Origin of the sequence: Aeromonas sp. ASNIH5 (assembly GCF_002902865.1) — a bacterium.
GTDB lineage: Bacteria > Pseudomonadota > Gammaproteobacteria > Enterobacterales > Aeromonadaceae > Aeromonas > Aeromonas caviae.
The window spans coordinates 824289-842287 of sequence record NZ_CP026122.1; the positions used below are offsets into that span (position 1 = coordinate 824289).

Annotated in this window: 16 protein-coding genes and 2 other RNA genes; 6 read left to right on the forward strand and 12 right to left on the reverse strand. The window is 58.5% G+C overall.

Annotated features, from left to right (window positions below; translation table 11 throughout):
• Positions 1-103: 103 nt before the first annotated feature.
• The 3 genes from C2U30_RS03695 to C2U30_RS03705 all read right to left on the reverse strand — a co-directional run bounded on the left by C2U30_RS03695 (position 104) and on the right by C2U30_RS03705 (position 3123).
• Entirely contained in the window at positions 104-1123 is a 1020-nt protein-coding gene (locus C2U30_RS03695) for an MBL fold metallo-hydrolase (protein ID WP_233721056.1), read from the reverse strand.
• Between the two features lie 646 nt (positions 1124-1769).
• Positions 1770-1863, reverse strand: an RNA gene (ffs, locus tag C2U30_RS03700) — signal recognition particle sRNA small type.
• A gap of 97 nt (positions 1864-1960) precedes the next feature.
• A protein-coding gene (locus C2U30_RS03705; protein WP_103243192.1) for an IS3 family transposase occupies positions 1961-3123 on the reverse strand; the annotation gives its coding sequence in 2 pieces (ribosomal slippage) (positions 1961-2868 and positions 2868-3123; 1164 coding nt in all).
• A gap of 328 nt (positions 3124-3451) precedes the next feature.
• Between C2U30_RS03705 and C2U30_RS22595 the strand changes: the two genes are divergently transcribed.
• On the forward strand, positions 3452-3721 hold the full coding sequence (locus C2U30_RS22595) for a hypothetical protein (RefSeq protein ID WP_124245252.1): 270 nt from the start codon (positions 3452-3454) through the stop codon (positions 3719-3721).
• A 380-nt stretch (positions 3722-4101) separates the two neighbouring features.
• Here the strand turns inward: C2U30_RS22595 and C2U30_RS22600 are convergent, their stop codons facing one another.
• From C2U30_RS22600 to C2U30_RS03715, 3 genes are all read right to left on the reverse strand, one after another.
• Positions 4102-4635 (reverse strand): hypothetical protein, encoded by a 534-nt coding sequence (locus tag C2U30_RS22600; protein WP_158654832.1) that lies wholly within the window; start codon positions 4633-4635, stop codon positions 4102-4104.
• A gap of 10 nt (positions 4636-4645) precedes the next feature.
• A protein-coding gene (locus tag C2U30_RS03710) for an IS3 family transposase (RefSeq protein ID WP_103243716.1) occupies positions 4646-5850 on the reverse strand; the annotation gives its coding sequence in 2 pieces (ribosomal slippage) (positions 4646-5532 and positions 5532-5850; 1206 coding nt in all).
• A 512-nt stretch (positions 5851-6362) separates the two neighbouring features.
• Positions 6363-7004, reverse strand: a complete 642-nt coding sequence (locus tag C2U30_RS03715) for a recombinase family protein (RefSeq protein ID WP_064341587.1) — start codon at positions 7002-7004, stop codon at positions 6363-6365.
• Between the two features lie 172 nt (positions 7005-7176).
• Between C2U30_RS03715 and C2U30_RS03725 the strand changes: the two genes are divergently transcribed.
• From C2U30_RS03725 to C2U30_RS03740, 4 genes are all read left to right on the forward strand, one after another.
• The gene (locus C2U30_RS03725) at positions 7177-8856 is read left to right on the forward strand and encodes a Mu transposase C-terminal domain-containing protein (protein WP_103243193.1); all 1680 of its coding nucleotides are present in this window, start codon (positions 7177-7179) and stop codon (positions 8854-8856) included.
• A gap of 2 nt (positions 8857-8858) precedes the next feature.
• Complete coding sequence (locus C2U30_RS03730; RefSeq protein ID WP_054485447.1) at positions 8859-9767, forward strand: TniB family NTP-binding protein; 909 nt, start codon at positions 8859-8861, stop codon at positions 9765-9767.
• Positions 9764-10981 (forward strand): TniQ family protein, encoded by a 1218-nt coding sequence (locus C2U30_RS03735; RefSeq protein WP_054485448.1) that lies wholly within the window; start codon positions 9764-9766, stop codon positions 10979-10981. The genes C2U30_RS03730 and C2U30_RS03735 overlap by 4 nt, the downstream gene beginning before the upstream one ends.
• 61 nt (positions 10982-11042) lie before the next feature.
• Positions 11043-11666: a recombinase family protein gene (locus C2U30_RS03740; RefSeq protein ID WP_003155741.1), complete on the forward strand. Its 624-nt coding sequence runs from the start codon at positions 11043-11045 to the stop codon at positions 11664-11666.
• 226 nt (positions 11667-11892) lie between these two features.
• On the opposite strand, the gene C2U30_RS23150 is transcribed toward C2U30_RS03740, so the two are convergent.
• Together C2U30_RS23150 and C2U30_RS03750 are read right to left on the reverse strand one after the other, a co-directional pair.
• Positions 11893-12288 carry a VOC family protein gene (locus C2U30_RS23150; RefSeq protein WP_103243194.1) on the reverse strand — a complete coding sequence of 132 codons (396 nt, stop codon included), beginning with the start codon at positions 12286-12288 and terminating at the stop codon, positions 11893-11895.
• A gap of 85 nt (positions 12289-12373) precedes the next feature.
• Positions 12374-12793, reverse strand: coding sequence for an ester cyclase (locus C2U30_RS03750; protein ID WP_233721058.1), 420 nt, complete (start codon positions 12791-12793; stop codon positions 12374-12376).
• A 166-nt stretch (positions 12794-12959) separates the two neighbouring features.
• On the opposite strand from C2U30_RS03750, the gene intI1 reads away from it, so the two are divergent.
• Complete coding sequence (intI1, locus tag C2U30_RS03755) at positions 12960-13973, forward strand: class 1 integron integrase IntI1 (RefSeq protein WP_000845048.1); 1014 nt, start codon at positions 12960-12962, stop codon at positions 13971-13973.
• Between the two features lie 218 nt (positions 13974-14191).
• Here intI1 and C2U30_RS03765 read toward each other — a convergent pair whose 3' ends face one another.
• The 4 genes from C2U30_RS03765 to arcD all read right to left on the reverse strand — a co-directional run bounded on the left by C2U30_RS03765 (position 14192) and on the right by arcD (position 17965).
• Complete coding sequence (locus C2U30_RS03765; RefSeq protein ID WP_103243196.1) at positions 14192-15352, reverse strand: site-specific integrase; 1161 nt, start codon at positions 15350-15352, stop codon at positions 14192-14194.
• 97 nt (positions 15353-15449) lie between these two features.
• Positions 15450-15546, reverse strand: an RNA gene (gene ffs / locus C2U30_RS03770) — signal recognition particle sRNA small type.
• A gap of 102 nt (positions 15547-15648) precedes the next feature.
• The gene (locus C2U30_RS03775; RefSeq protein ID WP_103243197.1) at positions 15649-16437 is read right to left on the reverse strand and encodes a sulfite exporter TauE/SafE family protein; all 789 of its coding nucleotides are present in this window, start codon (positions 16435-16437) and stop codon (positions 15649-15651) included.
• Positions 16438-16528: 91 nt separating this feature from the next.
• Entirely contained in the window at positions 16529-17965 is a 1437-nt protein-coding gene (gene arcD, locus C2U30_RS03780) for an arginine-ornithine antiporter (protein WP_103243198.1), read from the reverse strand.
• Positions 17966-17999: the final 34 nt, after the last annotated feature.

Genomic DNA, 17999 nt, shown 5'->3' on the forward strand with positions numbered 1-17999 from the left:
CCGGCACAGAGGATGGGGAGGCACCGGGGGCGCTCACAGGGCCCGGCCCTAGCCTCCCGCACGCCCCTTTGAGGGGTGACACCGTCTTTGGAGGGCACTCAGGTCAATCGCGCCACCAGGGGCTGCCCTCATGGGGGCTCAGCACCTCCAGAGGCTCCCCCATGACAGGCGTGGTCAGGGGGATCTGTTGCTCGGCAGCCAGTCGGGCAATCTGCTCAAGCGGGTCGTTCCAGCGGTGCATGGCCAGATCGAAGGTGCCGTTGTGCACCGGATAGAGCCATTTCCCCCCGAGATCGTGAAACGCCTGCGCCGTCTGCGCCGGGAGCATGTGCACCAGCTCCCAGCGCTTGTCGTAGGCCCCGGTCTCGAGAAAGGTCACATCGAACGGACCGTAGCGCCTGCCAATCTCCTTGAAACCGTCGAAGTAGCCGCTGTCACCGCTGAAGAAGAGGTTGACCCCCTCGCCGCGAATGACCCAGGAGGCCCAGAGGGTCTGGTTGCCGTCCCCGAGGCCACGGCCGGAGAAATGCTGGGCCGGGGTCGCTACCAGGGTGACACCGCCCACCCGGGTCTGCTGCCACCAGTCCAGTTCGCGGATCTTCTCCTTCGCAATCCCCCAGGCCATGAGGCGCGCCCCCACCCCGAGGGGCGTGATGAAGTGGCCGACCTTCTCCTGCAGCGCCAGTATGGCCCCGTGATCGAGATGGTCGTAGTGATCATGGGAGAGGATCACCCCCTCGATGGGAGGCAACGCTTCCAGGGTGATGGGCGGCTGATGCCAGCGCTTGGGGCCGAACCACTGCACCGGCGAGGCCCGCTCGCTGAACACGGGATCCGTCAGCCAGAACGTGCCCTGCAACTTCAGCAGCAGAGTGGAGTGGCCGAGGCGCCACACGCTGTTGTCCGGCGCCGCGATGAGCCCCTCCCGGGTCATGACCTGTACCGGAATGGCGCGATCCGGCACCGTGCCCTCAGGCTTGGCGAACAGGAAGTCCCACCAGAGCCTGGCCCCTTCCCAGAGGCTTCGCGCCTGGGGTGTCACGGCATTGTTGAACCGGCCCCCCTGATATTGCGAGGAGTCCGGGTGTTCGGGCAGGCCCGGTTTGAGTAGAGATGCGATCATGCCAATCATCAGGGCTCCTTTGAGCAACCACAGAAAACGACGCCCCTCAAGGGCGCGAAAAGAGGCTGACGGGTTCTGCAATCTGACACGCCTGCCAGCCTGGTATCTGGTGAGTCGGGAGCAACCCCTGCACGGGGCCGCAACTTCCGTAAAACAGAGCGGAAGAGCTGCACCGCATGAAACCGGTGCCCGGCGTCTCCAGCAACGGCAAGATAGCCTCTCCGAGCTCCCGCCACCAGAGGGGGTCGCGTTGCCGCGTGGCCCCGGCATGGTGTCGCGTCAAGCGCATGGCCTCACCTGCTCTGCCAGCGCCAACAAAAGGAGGCGTCAGATGGCGTACTGCAAGAGCTTGCAGTGCTGAAAGTCAGAAGATGGCTGGGCCATAGAGGCCACGGGAGGTGACTGAGGGAAAGCATGATCTCAAGGGGACAGTGCTGAAGATCAAGAGGAAGTTTGAGCCAGGCGCGGTCTGAAGCCTGATAAACGCCCATAGGGCACAGGCTCACCTTGCGGTAGAGCAAATAGCATGTGAAGAGAGCTGAAAATGCACTTTGAAGACTCCTGATTCATCCACATGAAGTGGATTACCAAGAGGTCTGAAGGGGGTATTAGCTGTAACTTGTTGAATGGCAGAAACAGGTGGTGGCCCTACCAGCCACATCCCGGCACTCGAGTCCCCCGCCTTGGCTGCTACCTTCCGGTCCTGACCAGGTCGACGGGTTATCAATGCGAGCCCAAATAAATCAGGCACTTGGGGATGGAACTGATTGCCATCAACAAGATTTCTAAAATCAAGATGTAACAACTAACCCGACCAAAGTAATCCACATGTAGTGGTCAACTAAATCCGGACACACAGTTAAGCCGATTTTCGGCCTCTGCTGGCGGTATCCCATCATTGTGTTGATGCGGGCGCCGCCAGTTGTAGTAATCCATCAGGTAGTAGCTGATATCCCGCTTGGCTTCCCGCAGGCTCATGTACCCCGTGGTCGGAAGCCATTCCGTCTTGAGGCTCCTGAACAGCCGCTCCATCGGCGCGTTATCCCAGCAGTTGCCACGCCGACTCATGCTCTGGGTCATGCGATAGCGCCACAGCCGTTGCCGAAATACCCGGCTGCCGTATTGGCTGCCCTGGTCGGAGTGAAACAGCACGCCAGACGGGCAGCCCCGTTGCTGATACGCCATGTCGAGCGCTTTCACGGCCAACTCAGCATCAGGCCTGCCGGACATCGCCCAGCCCACGACCCGTCGGGTGTGGAGGTCGAGCACCGCGGCCAGGTAATGCCAGCGGCCACCTGCCCATACGTAAGTGATGTCGCCGCACCACACCTGATTGGGTTGCTGGACATCAAATTCACGCGCCAGAAGATTAGGAATATCCGGTCGTTCAGACCGCGCGACCTGATAACGATGAGCTCCCGGTTGTTTGGAGACCAGCCCGGCCTCCTTCATCAGGCGACGCACCTTGAACCGACCAATCTGATGCCCCAGTGCCCGCATCATTGACATCAAGGCCCGGCTGCCAGCTGAGCCTCTACTCTCTTTGAACAAACACCGTAACTCACTTCTCTGCTGCACCCGTTCACGGTTAATTGTGCGCCTGCGAGCCAGATAGTCGTAAAAACAGGCGGTTGGTATACCGAAAGCGCAACAGACCAGGGTGGTGGGGGCTTGCTCCCTTAATCGGTCTATCAGCGCGTACGTTCGAGTTCGTCCGCCATCAAGAGAGCAGTAGCCTTTTTTAGAATGGCCTTTTCGCGTTCAAGCCGGTTGATGCGGGCTTCCAACTCCTGAATTTTTTGCTGCTCAGGGGTCAGCGCCCGGTTAGCAGGTGTAGCGCCACTTCGTTCTGATTGAAGTTGCTGAACCCATCGACGCAGCACGGTTTCGCCGACATCCAGTGAACGGCTGGCTTCGGGGACTGAATAGCCTTGGTCGAGCACCAGGGATGCGGCTTCCAGCTTGAACTCGGCAGTAAATGAGCGACGTAATCTTGTCATTGAACACCTCAAATAATGGTGGCGACTGTACCACCTAAAACGGTGTCCGGGATGATTAGACCACTACAACATGAAGTGGAGTAGCTATAGGGGCAATTGAGGAGCCCATGATAACTGCCCTCCCCTAATGCTTCAAGTCAATGAAGAACAGACGTAGTAAGCCAACGTAAAACAGCGCCACAGGTGAAAGAAAAGCGGGTAATAGAAGCTCACTGGAAATCCAGTAGTTGGCCTTTGGCTCTGGTATCTAAGGGATGTTGTGAAGAGGATCAAGTAACGATGAGAGACCTTTCAGCATAATAAGCTCCATAGTGAATCGGAGACTTTTATGCGTATTTTAAGTGCTAGCTTATTTTCCCTTCTTGTCGTGTTTGGATTGCCTATTGCTGCCGCATCTGAAGATTCAGAAGAGTGCATTCAAGCAAGAGAAGAGGCTGAGAGTGCGGCAGACGTTCTTGCAACAGCAGCGAGCTCATTACATTCATGCGCAACAAATCTGGATCTTGAAGATGACTGTTCGTATGAGATGAGTAATGCGCAAAGTGCACATTCTGATTATGAATCTAGTGTTGCTGATGTCAGCAGTTACTGTGAATAACTTACCATTCTTAGAGACACCTGCATTCCAAACAAACACTGTTCAATAAACAGCCAGAAAAACTCGTTCCAGCTTAGACCAACTTGGCATTTCCCCAGCTTGTACAGATCTGGTCTTCATTAGACCTCCCTCTATTCCAGCAGGAATGGGGAGATCCCCAAAGTATGGAGATCACCGAGTTTGAGGGGGGGGCTGATAGGTATCTTATAGATAAGATTATTGGGATAGTCTTTATTGGTAATCATCACTAGCCAGAGCAGGCATTCATTCCCAATGAGCAAACGATGTCAGATCTGATAGAAGGTCTGGTAGATAATACTTTTTTGATAATCATCCCAGACCAAGATCGATGGGTTCAGACTATCCCTGTAAACTCAAGCCTATGCTGCCTGACACTCCGACCAGACCGAGGAGTGATCTGACGGATTACTAAATAATGTCAGACTATTTCCAGTTGGCCCCCTTCCGATTTGTTCCCCAAGTTCTAGCTTAGCAAGGTAGTAGTCGATTGATTTACTCGCACTAATAGCAGCATTAGCTAGCTGACTCACGTATTGCTTGCTGACAGTGTCTGCCATTCGAGACTCGAGGAACGCCTTCACATTGGCATTGGTCAGCGTGGGGAAAGCCATGAGTAGCTTGATGATGAGTGTTGTATTTAATGGTTTTCCTGTGTACTTCTCGGAATTGTTCAACCTTGCAGCTCCAACAATCACATCATTGCACCAGCTTGGCAACTCGTAGATAGACGGGACTTTAAAAGGTAGCAGCAACCCATCTTCCAACGGGAGAGAAGTGCTATAGCGGTAAAGCCATTGGCGGACAAAGCGATTATCGTGGGTAAATACTGGACGGCCACGCTTAGGGGTAGCGATGGAATTAGTCAGTGGATTTGACCCCATAGATCCAGACACTTTTTCCCGCTTAGGGTTGTGATACCCGACTGCGCAGAAATTCCCGAGGTGAACGGTATCCCAAGGCGCTGTGCGGGTGGTGTTCGTTATAATGCTCAAACGCGATGGCCAAATTGCCTACCGCTGTTCGGCTATCTGGTTTCGGCATCATCTCGATATAGTCTCGCTTCATCGTCTTCACGAAGCTCTCCGCTATACCGTTGCTCTGTGGGCTTCTCACCGCCGTCGTTCTGGGCTCCAACCCGATTTCTCGTGCAAACGCGCGGGTCTCATGGGCTCGATACGCCGAGCCATTATCAGTCAGCCACTCCACCGGTGATGCCGGCAACGCATCCCCGAAGCGTCGTTCGACAGATCTCAGCATGACATCTTGCACCGTGTCACTGTCGTAACCCCCGGTGCTGGCAGCCCAGTCCAACGCCTCCCTATCGCAGCAGTCCATGGCGAACGTGACTCGTAGTTTTTCACCGTTATCGCAGCGAAACTCGAAGCCATCCGAGCACCAACGTCGATTGCTATCTTTGACGGCAACACGCCCCTTATGTGCCTGCTGGGCCAATGGTGCAGCCGGTTTTCTTTCCAGCAGCAGGCCATGCTCTCTCATGACGCGATATACCCGTTTGGCGTTTACTACAGGCTGTCTTGTTGCCTCTGACTGACGCCGTAACAGCGCCCAGACCCGGCGATAGCCATAGGAGGGAAGTTCTGCCATCGCCTCCATGATACGGCCAAGTAAGGCTGCATCATCACGCTGGCGATGATGACGACCATCTTGCCAACCTGGTTTGCGATGAACACGAACGGATAGCTGCGCACGCGATACATTAAGGGCCTGGCTCACAGCACTTAATCGTCGTCCCCCGGCAACAAGGGCGCATGCGCAATCCATTTTTTTGCTCGACCATACTCCACGGCTTCTTTGAGGATCTCGTTCTCCATGGTCTTCTTCCCGAGCAGACGCTGGAGCTCTCGGATCTGCTTGATGGCAGCAGCCAACTCGGAGGCTGGAACAACATCCTCACCGGCGGTGATCGCCGTGAGAGAGCCTTCCTGGAATTGTTTACGCCATTTGAAAAGCTGGTTGGCGTTGACGTCGTGCAAGCGAGCGACATGAGATACGGTCATTCCGGGCTCAAAGGTCTGCTGCACGATGGAGATCTTTTCCTGCGGAGTCCGGCGTCGACGGCGCTCAGCCCCTGTTAACACTTCGACCATTTTCTCGTTGCGACTAGTACTGAACATAGTTCCAAGACTACCTCTTAAATTAAGAGGGGCGAAGTGTCTGGATCTTCAAGGGGCCAATCTAGTCAGTTCGGTCATTCAGTTTTCTCTGGTTTGGTTGGTTTATCTCATGGGCTGTTCTCCATTGGTCAGGGTTTATTGGAAGGCAATTTTACAAAGGAAGGATCACGAGGACAAGCTGGCAGGCTGTCCAAAAACAGGGGCGGTAAGAAAGAGGGTCGATAGATTTGTTCTCTCCTATGGTCAGGGTTTATTCAAATCAGCCAAGCATCGGACAGGTGATAGGCTGCCAGTGGATAGAGGCATCGACAGGAAGCCATCTCAATGATCCTCTGTGATTATCCATGGCCAGCACCTAAGCTACCCCATAGGCCAGTTATGCGATTGCTCAGAGATCGTTTGGTGCGTGTAGTGGTCAACTCATGGTGGAAGATTGAATGATGAAGCAGAGCGAGAGGAACCTGACTCCTCTTGATGTCTATAGGTTACTCGGATAGTTCCCCGCTCTCTCGCGCCTTCTTCAGCACTCGCATGACGGTAGCTCGTGACATACCAGTCATCTCCACAATGTCCCCCACTGATACGCCATTGCGCCTGAGGTCAACCATGACTTTGTGCTTGGCAACATCAGCTGTGCTTCCCCTGTACTTGCCCGCCTCCTTAGCCTTGGCAATGCCTTCAGCTTGTCGCCTTCTGCGATCCTCATAGTCTTTCCGAGCAAAGGCAGCAAGAAGTTCAAGCATCATCAGGTTCACCGCCCCAAGGATCCTCTGAGTCATGTCTGCGGCTCCAACCTGTCCCTTGTCCATAGCTCCCCAAGAGGTGGGTAGATCCAAAGCGACTATACGCACCCCAGCATCTTCAACGGCTCGTTTGAGTTGCTGCCATTCGGATTCAACTAGACGACTCAGGCGATCCACTTGCTCCAGCAGCAAGACATCTCCAGGTTGAGCGTCAGCCAGCAGACGGGTCAACTCGGGACGCTCCAAGTGTGCGCCAGATACGTTCTCCGCATACCACGCTGCTACTGTATGGCCTCGCTCTTGGGCAAAGTCTGCAAGTGTCTGACGTGCCCGTTGTGCATCTTGTTCTTGTGTACTGGCCCGCAGGTATGCCCTCACAAACATCTTTTCTCCTTGTCTCTCAGTCGTAATGTTGTCGTTTTCAGAAGACGATTGCACCAATTAACTGGACGTAACGTCCGGAGTGCAGTCAGCTCCTGATAGCCAAATATCAGAAGTCATCTTCACCAATCTCGACTATGCTCAATACTCGTGTGCACCAAAGCGAGGTGTGAGCATGCCGTCAGACACATCATTGATTGCCGAGCAAGGCGTGGCCACCCTGCCCGATGCGGCATGGGCGCAGGCCCGGCAACGGGCGGAATTCATCGGGCCGCTGGCAGCCCTTGATGTGGTCGGGCATGAAGCCGCCGATGCCGCTGCTCACGCGCTTAGCCTGTCCAGGCGGCAGGTGTATGTCCTGATCCGCCGTGCCCGGCAAGGCTCGGGGCTTGTGACTGACTTGGCTCGCAGCCAATCCGGCGGCGGAAAAGGCAAGGGACGCTTGCCGGAATCGGTCGAGCGCATCATCCGCGAGTTGCTGCAAAAGCGCTTCCTGACCAAGCAGAAGCGTAGCTTGGCGGCGTTCCACCGCGAGGTCGCGCAGGCTTGTAAAGCACAAAAGCTACGGGTGCCAGCGCGCAACACTGTGGCCCTGCGGATCGCCGGCCTCGATCCGCTCAAGGCCGCTCGCCGCCGGGAAGGTCAGGATGCGTCACGCAGCCTGCAAGGTGTCGGTGGTGAGCCCCCCGCCATGACCGCGCCACTGGAACAAGTGCAGATCGATCACACAGTCATCGACCTGATCGTGATGGACGAGCGCGACCGGCAACCGATTCGCCGGCCGTACCTCACCCTCGCCATCGACGTGTTCACCCGCTGCGTGCTCGGCATGGTGGTCACATTGGAAGCGCCGTCATCCGTTTCGGTCGGCCTGTGCCTTGTGCATGTTGCCTGCGACAAGCGTCCCTGGCTGGAGGGTCTGAATATAGAAATGGATTGGCCGATGAGCGGCAAGCCCAGGCTGCTCTACCTGGACAACGCGGCCGAGTTCAAAAGTGAGGCGCTGCGCCGTGGCTGCGAACAGCACGGCATCCGGTTGGACTATCGTCCCCCAGGGCAGCCGCACTATGGCGGCATCGTGGAACGGATCATCGGCACGGCGATGCAGATGATCCACGATGAATTGCCAGGGACGACCTTCTCCAACCCTGACCAGCGCGGGGACTACGATTCCGAAAACAAGGCCGCTCTGACATTGCATGAGCTGGAGCGCTGGCTCACGTTGGCGGTGGGCACCTATCACGGCTCTGTGCACAACGGCCTGCTTCAGCCGCCGGCGGCGCGCTGGGCCGAGGCGGTGGGGCTTGTCGGTGTACCGGCTGTCGTCACCCGCGCTACGGCTTTCCTGGTCGATTTCCTGCCCATCATTCGCCGCACCCTGACCCGCACCGGCTTCGTCCTCGACCACATCCACTATTACGCCGATGCGCTCAAACCGTGGATCGCGCGGCGCGAGCGCTGGCCGGCCTTCCTGATTCGGCGCGACCCGCGTGACATCAGCCGTATCTGGGTGCTGGAACCGGAGGGGCAGCATTATCTGGAAATCCCCTACCGTACCTTGTCGCACCCGGCAGTCACCCTCTGGGAACAACGGCAGGCGCTGGCGAAATTGCGGCAGCAAGGGCGCGAACAGGTGGATGAATCGGCGCTGTTCCGCATGATCGGGCAGATGCGCGAGATCGTGACCAGCGCACAGAAAGCCACGCGCAAGGCGCGGCGTGATGCGGATCGCCGCCAGCACCTCAAGGTGTCGGTTCCGCCGGACAAGCCGACTCCACCGGAAACGGACGTTGCCGACCCGCAGGCAGATAACCTGACACCGGCCAAACCGTTCGACCAGATCGAGGAATGGTAGCCGTGGACGAATATCCCATCATCGACCTGTCCCACCTCCTGCCGGCAGCGCAGGGGCTGGCTCGGCTGCCGGCGGACGAGCGCATCCAGCGCTTTCGCGCCGACCGCTGGATTGGCTATCCACGCGCAATCGAGGCATTGAACCGGCTGGAAACCCTGTATGCGTGGCCGAATAAGCAACGCATGCCCAACTTGCTGCTGGTCGGCCCAACCAACAACGGCAAGTCGATGATCGTCGAGAAATTCCGGCGCACACATCCGGCCAGTGCTGATGCCGACCAGGAGCACATCCCGGTGCTGGTCGTGCAGATGCCGTCCGAGCCGTCGGTGATCCGCTTCTACGTCGCACTGCTCGCCGCGATGGGCGCGCCACTGCGCCCGCGCCCACGGCTGCCGGAAATGGAGCAACTGGCGCTGGCCTTGCTGCGCAAGGTCGGCGTGCGCATGCTGGTGATCGACGAGCTGCACAACGTCCTGGCCGGCAACAGCGTCAACCGCCGGGAATTCCTCAACCTGCTGCGCTTCCTCGGCAACGAACTACGTATCCCGCTGGTCGGGGTCGGCACGCGCGACGCCTACCTCGCCATTCGCTCGGATGACCAGTTGGAAAATCGGTTCGAGCCGATGATGCTGCCGGTGTGGGAGGCCAACGACGATTGCTGCTCACTGCTCGCCAGCTTCGCCGCTTCGCTTCCACTGCGGCGCCCCTCGTCGATTGCCACGCTGGACATGGCCCGCTACCTGCTCACACGCAGCGAAGGCACCATCGGCGAACTGACGCACTTGCTGATGGCGGCAGCCCTCGCCGCCGTGGAGAGCGGCGAGGAAGCGATCAACCATCGCACGCTGAGCATGGCCGATTACACCGGCCCCAGCGAGCGGCGTCGGCAGTTCGAGCAGGAACTGATGTGAAATCGGCTCCACGCTGGCCGCTGCATCCAGCTCCCAGAGAAGGCGAAGCCCTGTCCTCATGGCTCAATCGCGTCGCCGCCTGCTATCAGATGGATATGCTCGACCTGCTGGAACACGATCTCGGGCACGGCCAGGCCGATGATCTGGACACCGCACCACCACTGGCGCTGCTGACGATGCTCTCCCAGCGAAGCGGCATCGAGCTGGACCGGCTGCGCGGCATGAGCGTCGCCGGCTGGGTGCCGTGGCTGCTGGACAGCCTCGACGACCGTGCTCCGGCCGCCCTGGAAACCTATGCGTTCCAGTTCTCGGTATTGCTGCCGAAGCGCAAGCGCAAGACGAGATCGATCACGAGCTGGCGCGCGTGGCTGCCCGGCCGGTCAATCCATCGGGCCTGCCCGCTCTGTCTGAATAACCCAACGGATCAAGCTGTGTTACTCGCCTGGAAGCTGCCCCTGATGCTGAGCTGTCCGCTGCATGGCTGCTGGCTGGAATCCTATTGGGGCGTACCGGGGCGTTTTCTCGGCTGGGAGAACGCCGACGCTTCGCCGCGCCCAGCCAACGACGCCATCGCGACGATGGACCGGCGTACCTGGCAGGCGCTGACGCTGGGGTATGTGGAATTGCCGCGTCGACGCATCCATGCCGGCCTCTGGTTTCGGTTGCTGCGCACCCTGCTTGATGAGCTGAATACCCCGCTCTCGCATTGCGGGACTTGCGCCGGCAGTATTCGCTATATCTGGGAGCGCTGCGGCCATCCGCTACGCGCCGGGCAAAGTCTTTGGCATCCCTACGAGATTCTGGACCCGACGATACAGTTGCAGATGCTGGAGGCGGCGGCCATCGCCATCGACCTGATCGAATCGAAGGTGCTGAGTCCGCGCGGGGAACAGGCTGTGCTGTTCCTGCCAGAGCCGTTGACCGGGTTCACCAATGGCCTGCCAGCGGTTGTGCAGAAAACCGAGCCGATCAATCATTGGCAGCAAGCCGTCAAAGCAATCGGCGATGCCATTGTCGAGGCGCGACACAACCCCGAAACCGCCCGCTCACTGTTCGCGCTCGCATCCTATGGACGGCATGACCCCGAGTCGCTGGAGCGCTTGCGCGTCACGTTTGTAAAAGAGGGCATCCCTCCAGAATTTCTGTCACATTATATGCCTGACGGACCCTTTGCATGCCTTAGACAGAATGACGGGTTAAGTGACAATTTTTGACGGCCATAACTTTCTGGATCACACTGTCACATAATCGAACGTATACGTGACGGGTGAAAAGGTGCTGATCGGCTACATGCGGGTATCGAAGGCGGACGGATCCCAGTCCACCAATTTGCAACGCGATGCGCTCATCGCCGCTGGTGTGAGCCTTGCGCACCTTTACGAGGATCTGGCCTCGGGCAGGCGCGATGATCGCCCAGGGTTGGCTGCTTGCCTGAAGGCGCTTCGTGAAGGGGACACGCTGATCGTGTGGAAGCTCGATCGGCTTGGCCGTGATCTGCGCCACCTGATCAACACCGTGCACGACCTAACTGCGCGTAGCGTGGGCCTGAAGGTCCTGACCGGTCACGGTGCGGCGGTCGACACGACGACTGCCGCCGGCAAGCTTGTGTTCGGTATTTTTGCCGCGCTGGCCGAGTTCGAGCGTGAGTTGATTTCCGAGCGAACAGTCGCTGGACTTATCTCGGCGCGCGCTCGCGGCAGGAAAGGGGGGCGCCCCTTCAAGATGACCGCCGCCAAGCTACGCCTGGCGATGGCCAGCATGGGGCAACCGGAAACCAAGGTGGGCGATCTCTGCGAAGAACTCGGGATTACCCGGCAGACGCTCTACCGGCACGTGTCGCCCAAGGGCGAACTGCGGCCAGACGGCGTAAAGCTGCTCTCCCTCGGTTCAGCCGCATAAATGGAGGCGACCTGGAACGGGGCGCTGTTCAGTGCGGCAACGATCCGATTACCGGTGTCGACCCAGAGCAGCCGTAGAGCTTTTGGGAAAGCTGTCGTTCAACGCCTGAGTTAAGCCGCCCCGCAGCGGGGCGGCGGACGCGTGCTAGCGTAGCGCAGGCACGTGGCCGACGCCACGATGCGGGGTCGGCTTGAACGAATTGTTAGGCCTCACTTGCAGTAGGTAGTTAAGGGGTATATGGCTCATGGACAGTTCTCTGTGAAATCCACCAAATGTTGCCAGTCCTATCACGTACACCACCTTGTCTATCACCATACGGCATATCACCAACTGGCATCTCAAGTGTAGCGCCAGCCTCAAGGGCACGTTTCATTGCAGAATCCGCATCCTCAACGTAGATATAGAAAGCTGATGCCATTGGTGGGTAACTTTGAGTAGCTTCACTGACCATGACCGTAGATGTGCCTAGCCTGACTTGAACGTTTTGAATGCATCCATCCTTTCGCATCGTCCTACATGCTTCTTCTCCGCCGAGCCCATGAATTAGAAAGGAGACGAAGGATTCAGCATCTTTGACAAAATAATACGGTGTGATTGTGTTAAATCCTGGTGGAATGTACATGGCGGCACCGAGGTGAGGTAGAGATGACGTGAGGCCTAACGACCAAATTCAGCCGCCGGCGTAGCCGGTCGGCTGGAACGCCAAGTTAGGCTTCATTTGCATAACCAAGCTGTTTGAGCCCGGCGAGGTTGTCCCATTCGGCCCATGCCTCTGCAATGCGCTGGTTCTCGATTCGGTAGATCGCAATGTAGCTTGCGTTGAGCACCTTACCACTTGGTGGGAACAGGCCCATCGGTCCCAGCTGTGTACCGTGAAATTGATGCCGCGCAGCGACCTTGTTTCCTTCTGCGACGAGGTCCAGCAGTGTTTCAGTGGCATCGGGGAACGTGGCGAACTCTGCTTTCAGGAACGCCACAAGATCTTCGGCTGATCGGACGCCGGGTTCGCCCGCAGCTGTGCTGTGGCGGGCGAAGTCGCTCGCAACCAAAGCCAGGACGCGCGACCAGTCCTGCGCATTAATCGCATCGACGAACGCACTGACGAGGAGTTTGTTCTCTTGCAACACTTGATGGGGCTCTCCATTCATGACGCTTAACTTTGTTTTAGGGCGACTGCCCTGCTGCGTAACATCGTTGCTGCTCCATAACATCAAACATCGACCCACGGCGTAACGCGCTTGCTGCTTGGATGCCCGAGGCATAGACTGTACAAAAAAACAGTCATAACAAGCCATGAAAACCGCCACTGCGCCGTTACCACCGCTGCGTTCGGTCAAGGTTCTGGACCAGTTGCGTGAGCGCATACGCTACTTGCATTACAGCTTACGAACCGAACAGGCTTATGTCCACTGGGTTCGTGCCTTCATCCGTTTCCACGGTGTGCGTCACCCGGCAACCTTGGGCAGCAGCGAAGTCGAGGCATTTCTGTCCTGGCTGGCGAACGAGCGCAAGGTTTCGGTCTCCACGCATCGTCAGGCATTGGCGGCCTTGCTGTTCTTCTACGGCAAGGTGCTGTGCACGGATCTGCCCTGGCTTCAGGAGATCGGAAGACCTCGGCCGTCGCGGCGCTTGCCGGTGGTGCTGACCCCGGATGAAGTGGTTCGCATCCTCGGTTTTCTGGAAGGCGAGCATCGTTTGTTCGCCCAGCTTCTGTATGGAACGGGCATGCGGATCAGTGAGGGTTTGCAACTGCGGGTCAAGGATCTGGATTTCGATCACGGCACGATCATCGTGCGGGAGGGCAAGGGCTCCAAGGATCGGGCCTTGATGTTACCCGAGAGCTTGGCACCCAGCCTGCGCGAGCAGCTGTCGCGTGCACGGGCATGGTGGCTGAAGGACCAGGCCGAGGGCCGCAGCGGCGTTGCGCTTCCCGACGCCCTTGAGCGGAAGTATCCGCGCGCCGGGCATTCCTGGCCGTGGTTCTGGGTTTTTGCGCAGCACACGCATTCGACCGATCCACGGAGCGGTGTCGTGCGTCGCCATCACATGTATGACCAGACCTTTCAGCGCGCCTTCAAACGTGCCGTAGAACAAGCAGGCATCACGAAGCCCGCCACACCGCACACCCTCCGCCACTCGTTCGCGACGGCCTTGCTCCGCAGCGGTTACGACATTCGAACCGTGCAGGATCTGCTCGGCCATTCCGACGTCTCTACGACGATGATTTACACGCATGTGCTGAAAGTTGGCGGTGCCGGAGTGCGCTCACCGCTTGATGCGCTGCCGCCCCTCACTAGTGAGAGGTAGGGCAGCGCAAGTCAATCCTGGCGGATTCACTACCCCTGCGCGAAGGCCATCGGTGCCGCATCGAACGGCCGGTTGCGGAAAGTCCTCCCTGCGTCCGCTGATGGCCGGCAGCAGCCCGTCGTTGCCTGATGGATCCAACCCCTCCGCTGCTATAGTGCAGTCGGCTTCTGACGTTCAGTGCATCCGTCTTCTGAAAACGACACTCCTTCTGCGCTCGTTCATAGTGCCTCCTCGATAGCTGTCTGTAGCTTCTCGACCGCAACCCCACCGCCATACCTGTCATAGCTAATAGCCCCATTGGTGTGCCCCAAGATCGCCGCCGCATACTGTAACGGCACCCCATGATCCTTCAACGCTGTTGCCACAGTATGCCGCAGGCTGTGGAAGTCTTTGTCTACAGGGCGATGACGACTAAACCACTGCCCCCAGAGATGGCTGTAACCGTCTTGTCGATGAGGTAACTCAGGGAACAACCGCCCCCCTGCCCTTTCCTGTACGAAGTCGATAAAGCCACCAGCAATCAGCGAGGAGTGAATAGGGATCAGGCGGGCACTGTTGGCCGTTTTGAGCTTCTGGTCTGGGCGGTTGTCCCTGATGTTCAGGCACCATACCCCATCGACCTGCTGCACATCGTCCGCGTACAACTGGCAAATCTCATTGGCTCTCGCTCCGGTATACAGACCAAGCAGCGCAATCCACTTGCGGTATGGCTCCTGCTGCTTCGCCCACTGGATCAACTGCTGTTTCTCCGCAGATGTGTACCCACTGCGAGCATTGACCTCTTTGACCCGTTGGAGTTTGAGCCCTGCAAAGTGATTTACGATGCCTTCGTGGTGATTGCCCAGCCAGACAAATAACAGAGAGAGCTTCTGGAGGTACTTGTTGATAGTCGTCGGGCTCTTGCCTGAATTCAGCAATTCGTCCTTGAACTTAACCACATCGGCCTTGCTGTATGCCGTGGGAGGTCTATCCCCCAGCGACTTTATGAAGTAGCCGATGTAGTTCTTCTGGTTACTGAGCTCTTTCGGTGCCCAGGAGAGGGCCTTTTCTTTCAGGTAACGCTCACTGAGTTCTGAGAGTACAGGGGATGCAATGGCTGAAGGAGCCGCTGGGACTGACCGAGGAGCTGGATTGGTCGCTGAGGGTGTCTCTTGCTTTAGCCGCTGAGGCTCCGGCAGGGAGCTTGGCTGAGGTTCCGGTTGGACAGACTCAGACTTTACCCGAGAACGCACACAGGCAAGCATCTTAGCCACCTGTTCACGAGCTACCAGCTTGTCCCGAGTACGGAGAGATTTCTTGATGTCTTTGCGGCGACCACAGGGGAGCACTGTCACCTTGCGGTAGTACCAGATGCCGTGGGGACTGAGCCAGAGATTCACAGAGAAGACTCCTGATTCATCCACACAAAGTGGATTACCAAGAGGTCTGAAGGGGGCTATTAGCTGTAACTTATTGAATTGCAGAAACAAGTGGTGGCCCTACCAGCCACATCCCGGCACTCGAGTCCCCCGCCTTGGCTGCTACCTTCCGGTCCTGACCAGGTCGACGGGTTATCAATGCGAGAGGACCAATAGGACCACCGGCGAGGAGAATAGGCAAACTGGCCCCTCAATGCAATGGCTTTCTACCGCACCGCGAGCCGTTCGCCTTATTTTTCAACAATCTGGCCAAGGGTTCAGCTAAAGAGCATGAATTTGGCACCCACCAGCAACATGAGCAGGGCAAAGGCCTGCTTGAGCCGCCGGGGTGACATTCTGTGTGCCAGTCTGGCGCCCAGACGGGCAAACTGGGTGCTGGTGAGCACGATGCCAAGCAGGGCCGGCAGATAGATGAATCCGACGCTCCACTCGGGCAGATCGGCGTCTCCCCAACCCGCATAGAGGTAGCTGAGGCTGCCTGCCAGGGCGATGGGCATGCTGCAGGCGGCGGAGGCGGCCACGGCGTTGCGCATGGGCACCGAATTCCAGGTAAGGTAAGGCACGGTCAGCGAGCCGCCACCGATGCCGAACAAGGCCGACATCCAGCCGATGACGGTGCCCGCGACCCCGGTACCAAGGGGGCCCGGCATGTGTCGCTCCGCTTTTGGCCTCAAATTGAGCCCCATCTGCAGGGCCATGGTCCAGGCGAAGCAGCCGATGATGATGTTGAGGGTGCTGGCGCTGAGCAGGTTGGCGGTCATGCCGCCGAGCCAGGCACCGACCAGCATGCCGGCGCCCAGGCGCCGAATCATCCCCCAGTCTACCGCTCCTGCCTCCTGGTGCGCACGCAGGGAGCTGAAACCGGTGAAGATCATGGTGGGCAGCGAGGTGCCGAGGGCCAGATGGGTGATGATCTCCGGCGCCACGCCCTGTGCGTGAAAACTCAGGACCAGCACGGGGACGATGATGAGGCCGCCGCCGATACCGAACAGCCCGGCCAGCATGCCCGCGAAGGCGCCCAACACCAGATAGCCCACAAACAGCATAAACATTCCTTCAATAATGAAACAGCGGTCAACTTGACCGCCATTATCCATAAAAAAGAGATGGCATCTTGCCATCCCTTTATTGTGCCGATTAATGCAGGGGAATGGTACCGTCCATCACCTTGTAGAACGCCAGCACGGCGCAACCGAGCAGGGCTGCCGTCATCCCCTGCTCCAGCCGGTTGAGGCCGCGCAGGCCGTGGTGCTGGCGCGCCTTCCAGTAGATGAAAATCCCCGGGCTGTAGAGCAGCGCCACCAGCAAGAGGTACTCCACCCCGGCGGCATAGACCAGCCAGCAGCCATAGACGGTGGCCACCAGGGCCAACAGCAGGTCGCGCTTGCGCTGATGGGGCTGGCCCGCGTAGGTCTCCCCTTTCAACGCCAGCTTGAGGCCGTAAGCACCGGAGAAGACATAGGGCACCAGGGCCGCCGAGGTGGCGATGTTCACCAACGCCAGATAGGTGCTGTTCTGGAAGTAGATGATGATGAGGAAGATCTGCACTAGGCAGGTGGAGCACCAGAGCGACACCTTGGGGGAGCCGTTCTTGTTCTCCTTGGCGAACCAGGCCGGGAAGACCCCGGTCTTGCCCGCGATGTAGGGCACTTCCGCCGCCAGCACGGTCCAGCTCAGCAGGGCCCCCATCACCGAGATCACCAGGCCGATGTTGATGAGCCAGGCGCCCCAGGGGCCGACCACGGCTTCCAGGATCATGGCGGTGGAGGGGTTCTTGAGGGCCGCCAGTTGCGGCTGGTTCATGACCCCCAGGGAGAACAGGGTCACCATGACGTAGAGCGCCAGGGCGCCGAGCAGCGCCAGCACGGTGGCGCGGCCCACGTCCTTGCGATGGCGGGCACGGGCGGAGACCACCACGGCCCCCTCGATGCCGATGAAGACCCAGAGGGTCACCTTCATGGTGGACTTGACCTGATCCATCACGGAGCCGAGCTCGGGACTCCCCTGCCCCCAGAGATCCAGGGTGAAGGTCTCCATGTTGAAAGCGAGCAGGATGGCTACGCAGAAGACGATGAGGGGCACCATCTTGGCGATGGTGGTGACGATGTTCACCAGCGCCGCCACCTGGATGCCGCGCAGCACCAGGGCATGCACCGACCAGATGAGCAGGGAAGCGAGCGTGATGGCGACCGGAGTATTGCCGTCACCGAAGATGACATTGTCCGGCGTGTCGAAGAAGTAGCTCAGGGCACTGAACACCACGATGGCGTAGGAGACGTTGGCCAGCAGCTGGCACAGCCAGTAACCCCAAGCGGCGTTGAAGCCGACGAAATCCCCGAACCCCGCCTTGGCGTAGCTGAAGATGCCGCCATCGAGATCCGGTCGACGCATGGAGAGATTCTGGTAGACCAGGGCGAGGCAGATCATGCCGATCCCCGTGATGGCCCATCCCAGGGCGACGGCCCCGGCACTGGCGTGCGCTGCGATGTTTTGCGGCAGACTGAAAACCCCGGCACCGACCATGGAGCCGATCACCAGCGAAATGAGGGCACCCAGCCCCAGTTTCTTGTCCATCTCAAACCTGTTTTATTAGGCGGCGGCTGAGCAT

Excerpts from the sequence above, each read along its gene's own strand:
- intI1 (WP_000845048.1), top strand. The coding sequence starts at position 12,960 with ATGAAAACCGCCACTGCGCCGTTACCACCGCTGCGTTCGGTCAAGGTT.
- arcD (WP_103243198.1), bottom strand. The coding sequence starts at position 17,965 with ATGGACAAGAAACTGGGGCTGGGTGCCCTCATTTCGCTGGTGATCGGC.
- C2U30_RS03775 (WP_103243197.1), bottom strand. The coding sequence starts at position 16,437 with ATGCTGTTTGTGGGCTATCTGGTGTTGGGCGCCTTCGCGGGCATGCTG.
- C2U30_RS03725 (WP_103243193.1), top strand. The coding sequence starts at position 7,177 with ATGCCGTCAGACACATCATTGATTGCCGAGCAAGGCGTGGCCACCCTG.
- C2U30_RS22595 (WP_124245252.1), top strand. The coding sequence starts at position 3,452 with ATGCGTATTTTAAGTGCTAGCTTATTTTCCCTTCTTGTCGTGTTTGGA.
- C2U30_RS03695 (WP_233721056.1), bottom strand. The coding sequence starts at position 1,123 with ATGATCGCATCTCTACTCAAACCGGGCCTGCCCGAACACCCGGACTCC.
- C2U30_RS03715 (WP_064341587.1), bottom strand. The coding sequence starts at position 7,004 with ATGTTTGTGAGGGCATACCTGCGGGCCAGTACACAAGAACAAGATGCA.
- C2U30_RS23150 (WP_103243194.1), bottom strand. The coding sequence starts at position 12,288 with ATGTACATTCCACCAGGATTTAACACAATCACACCGTATTATTTTGTC.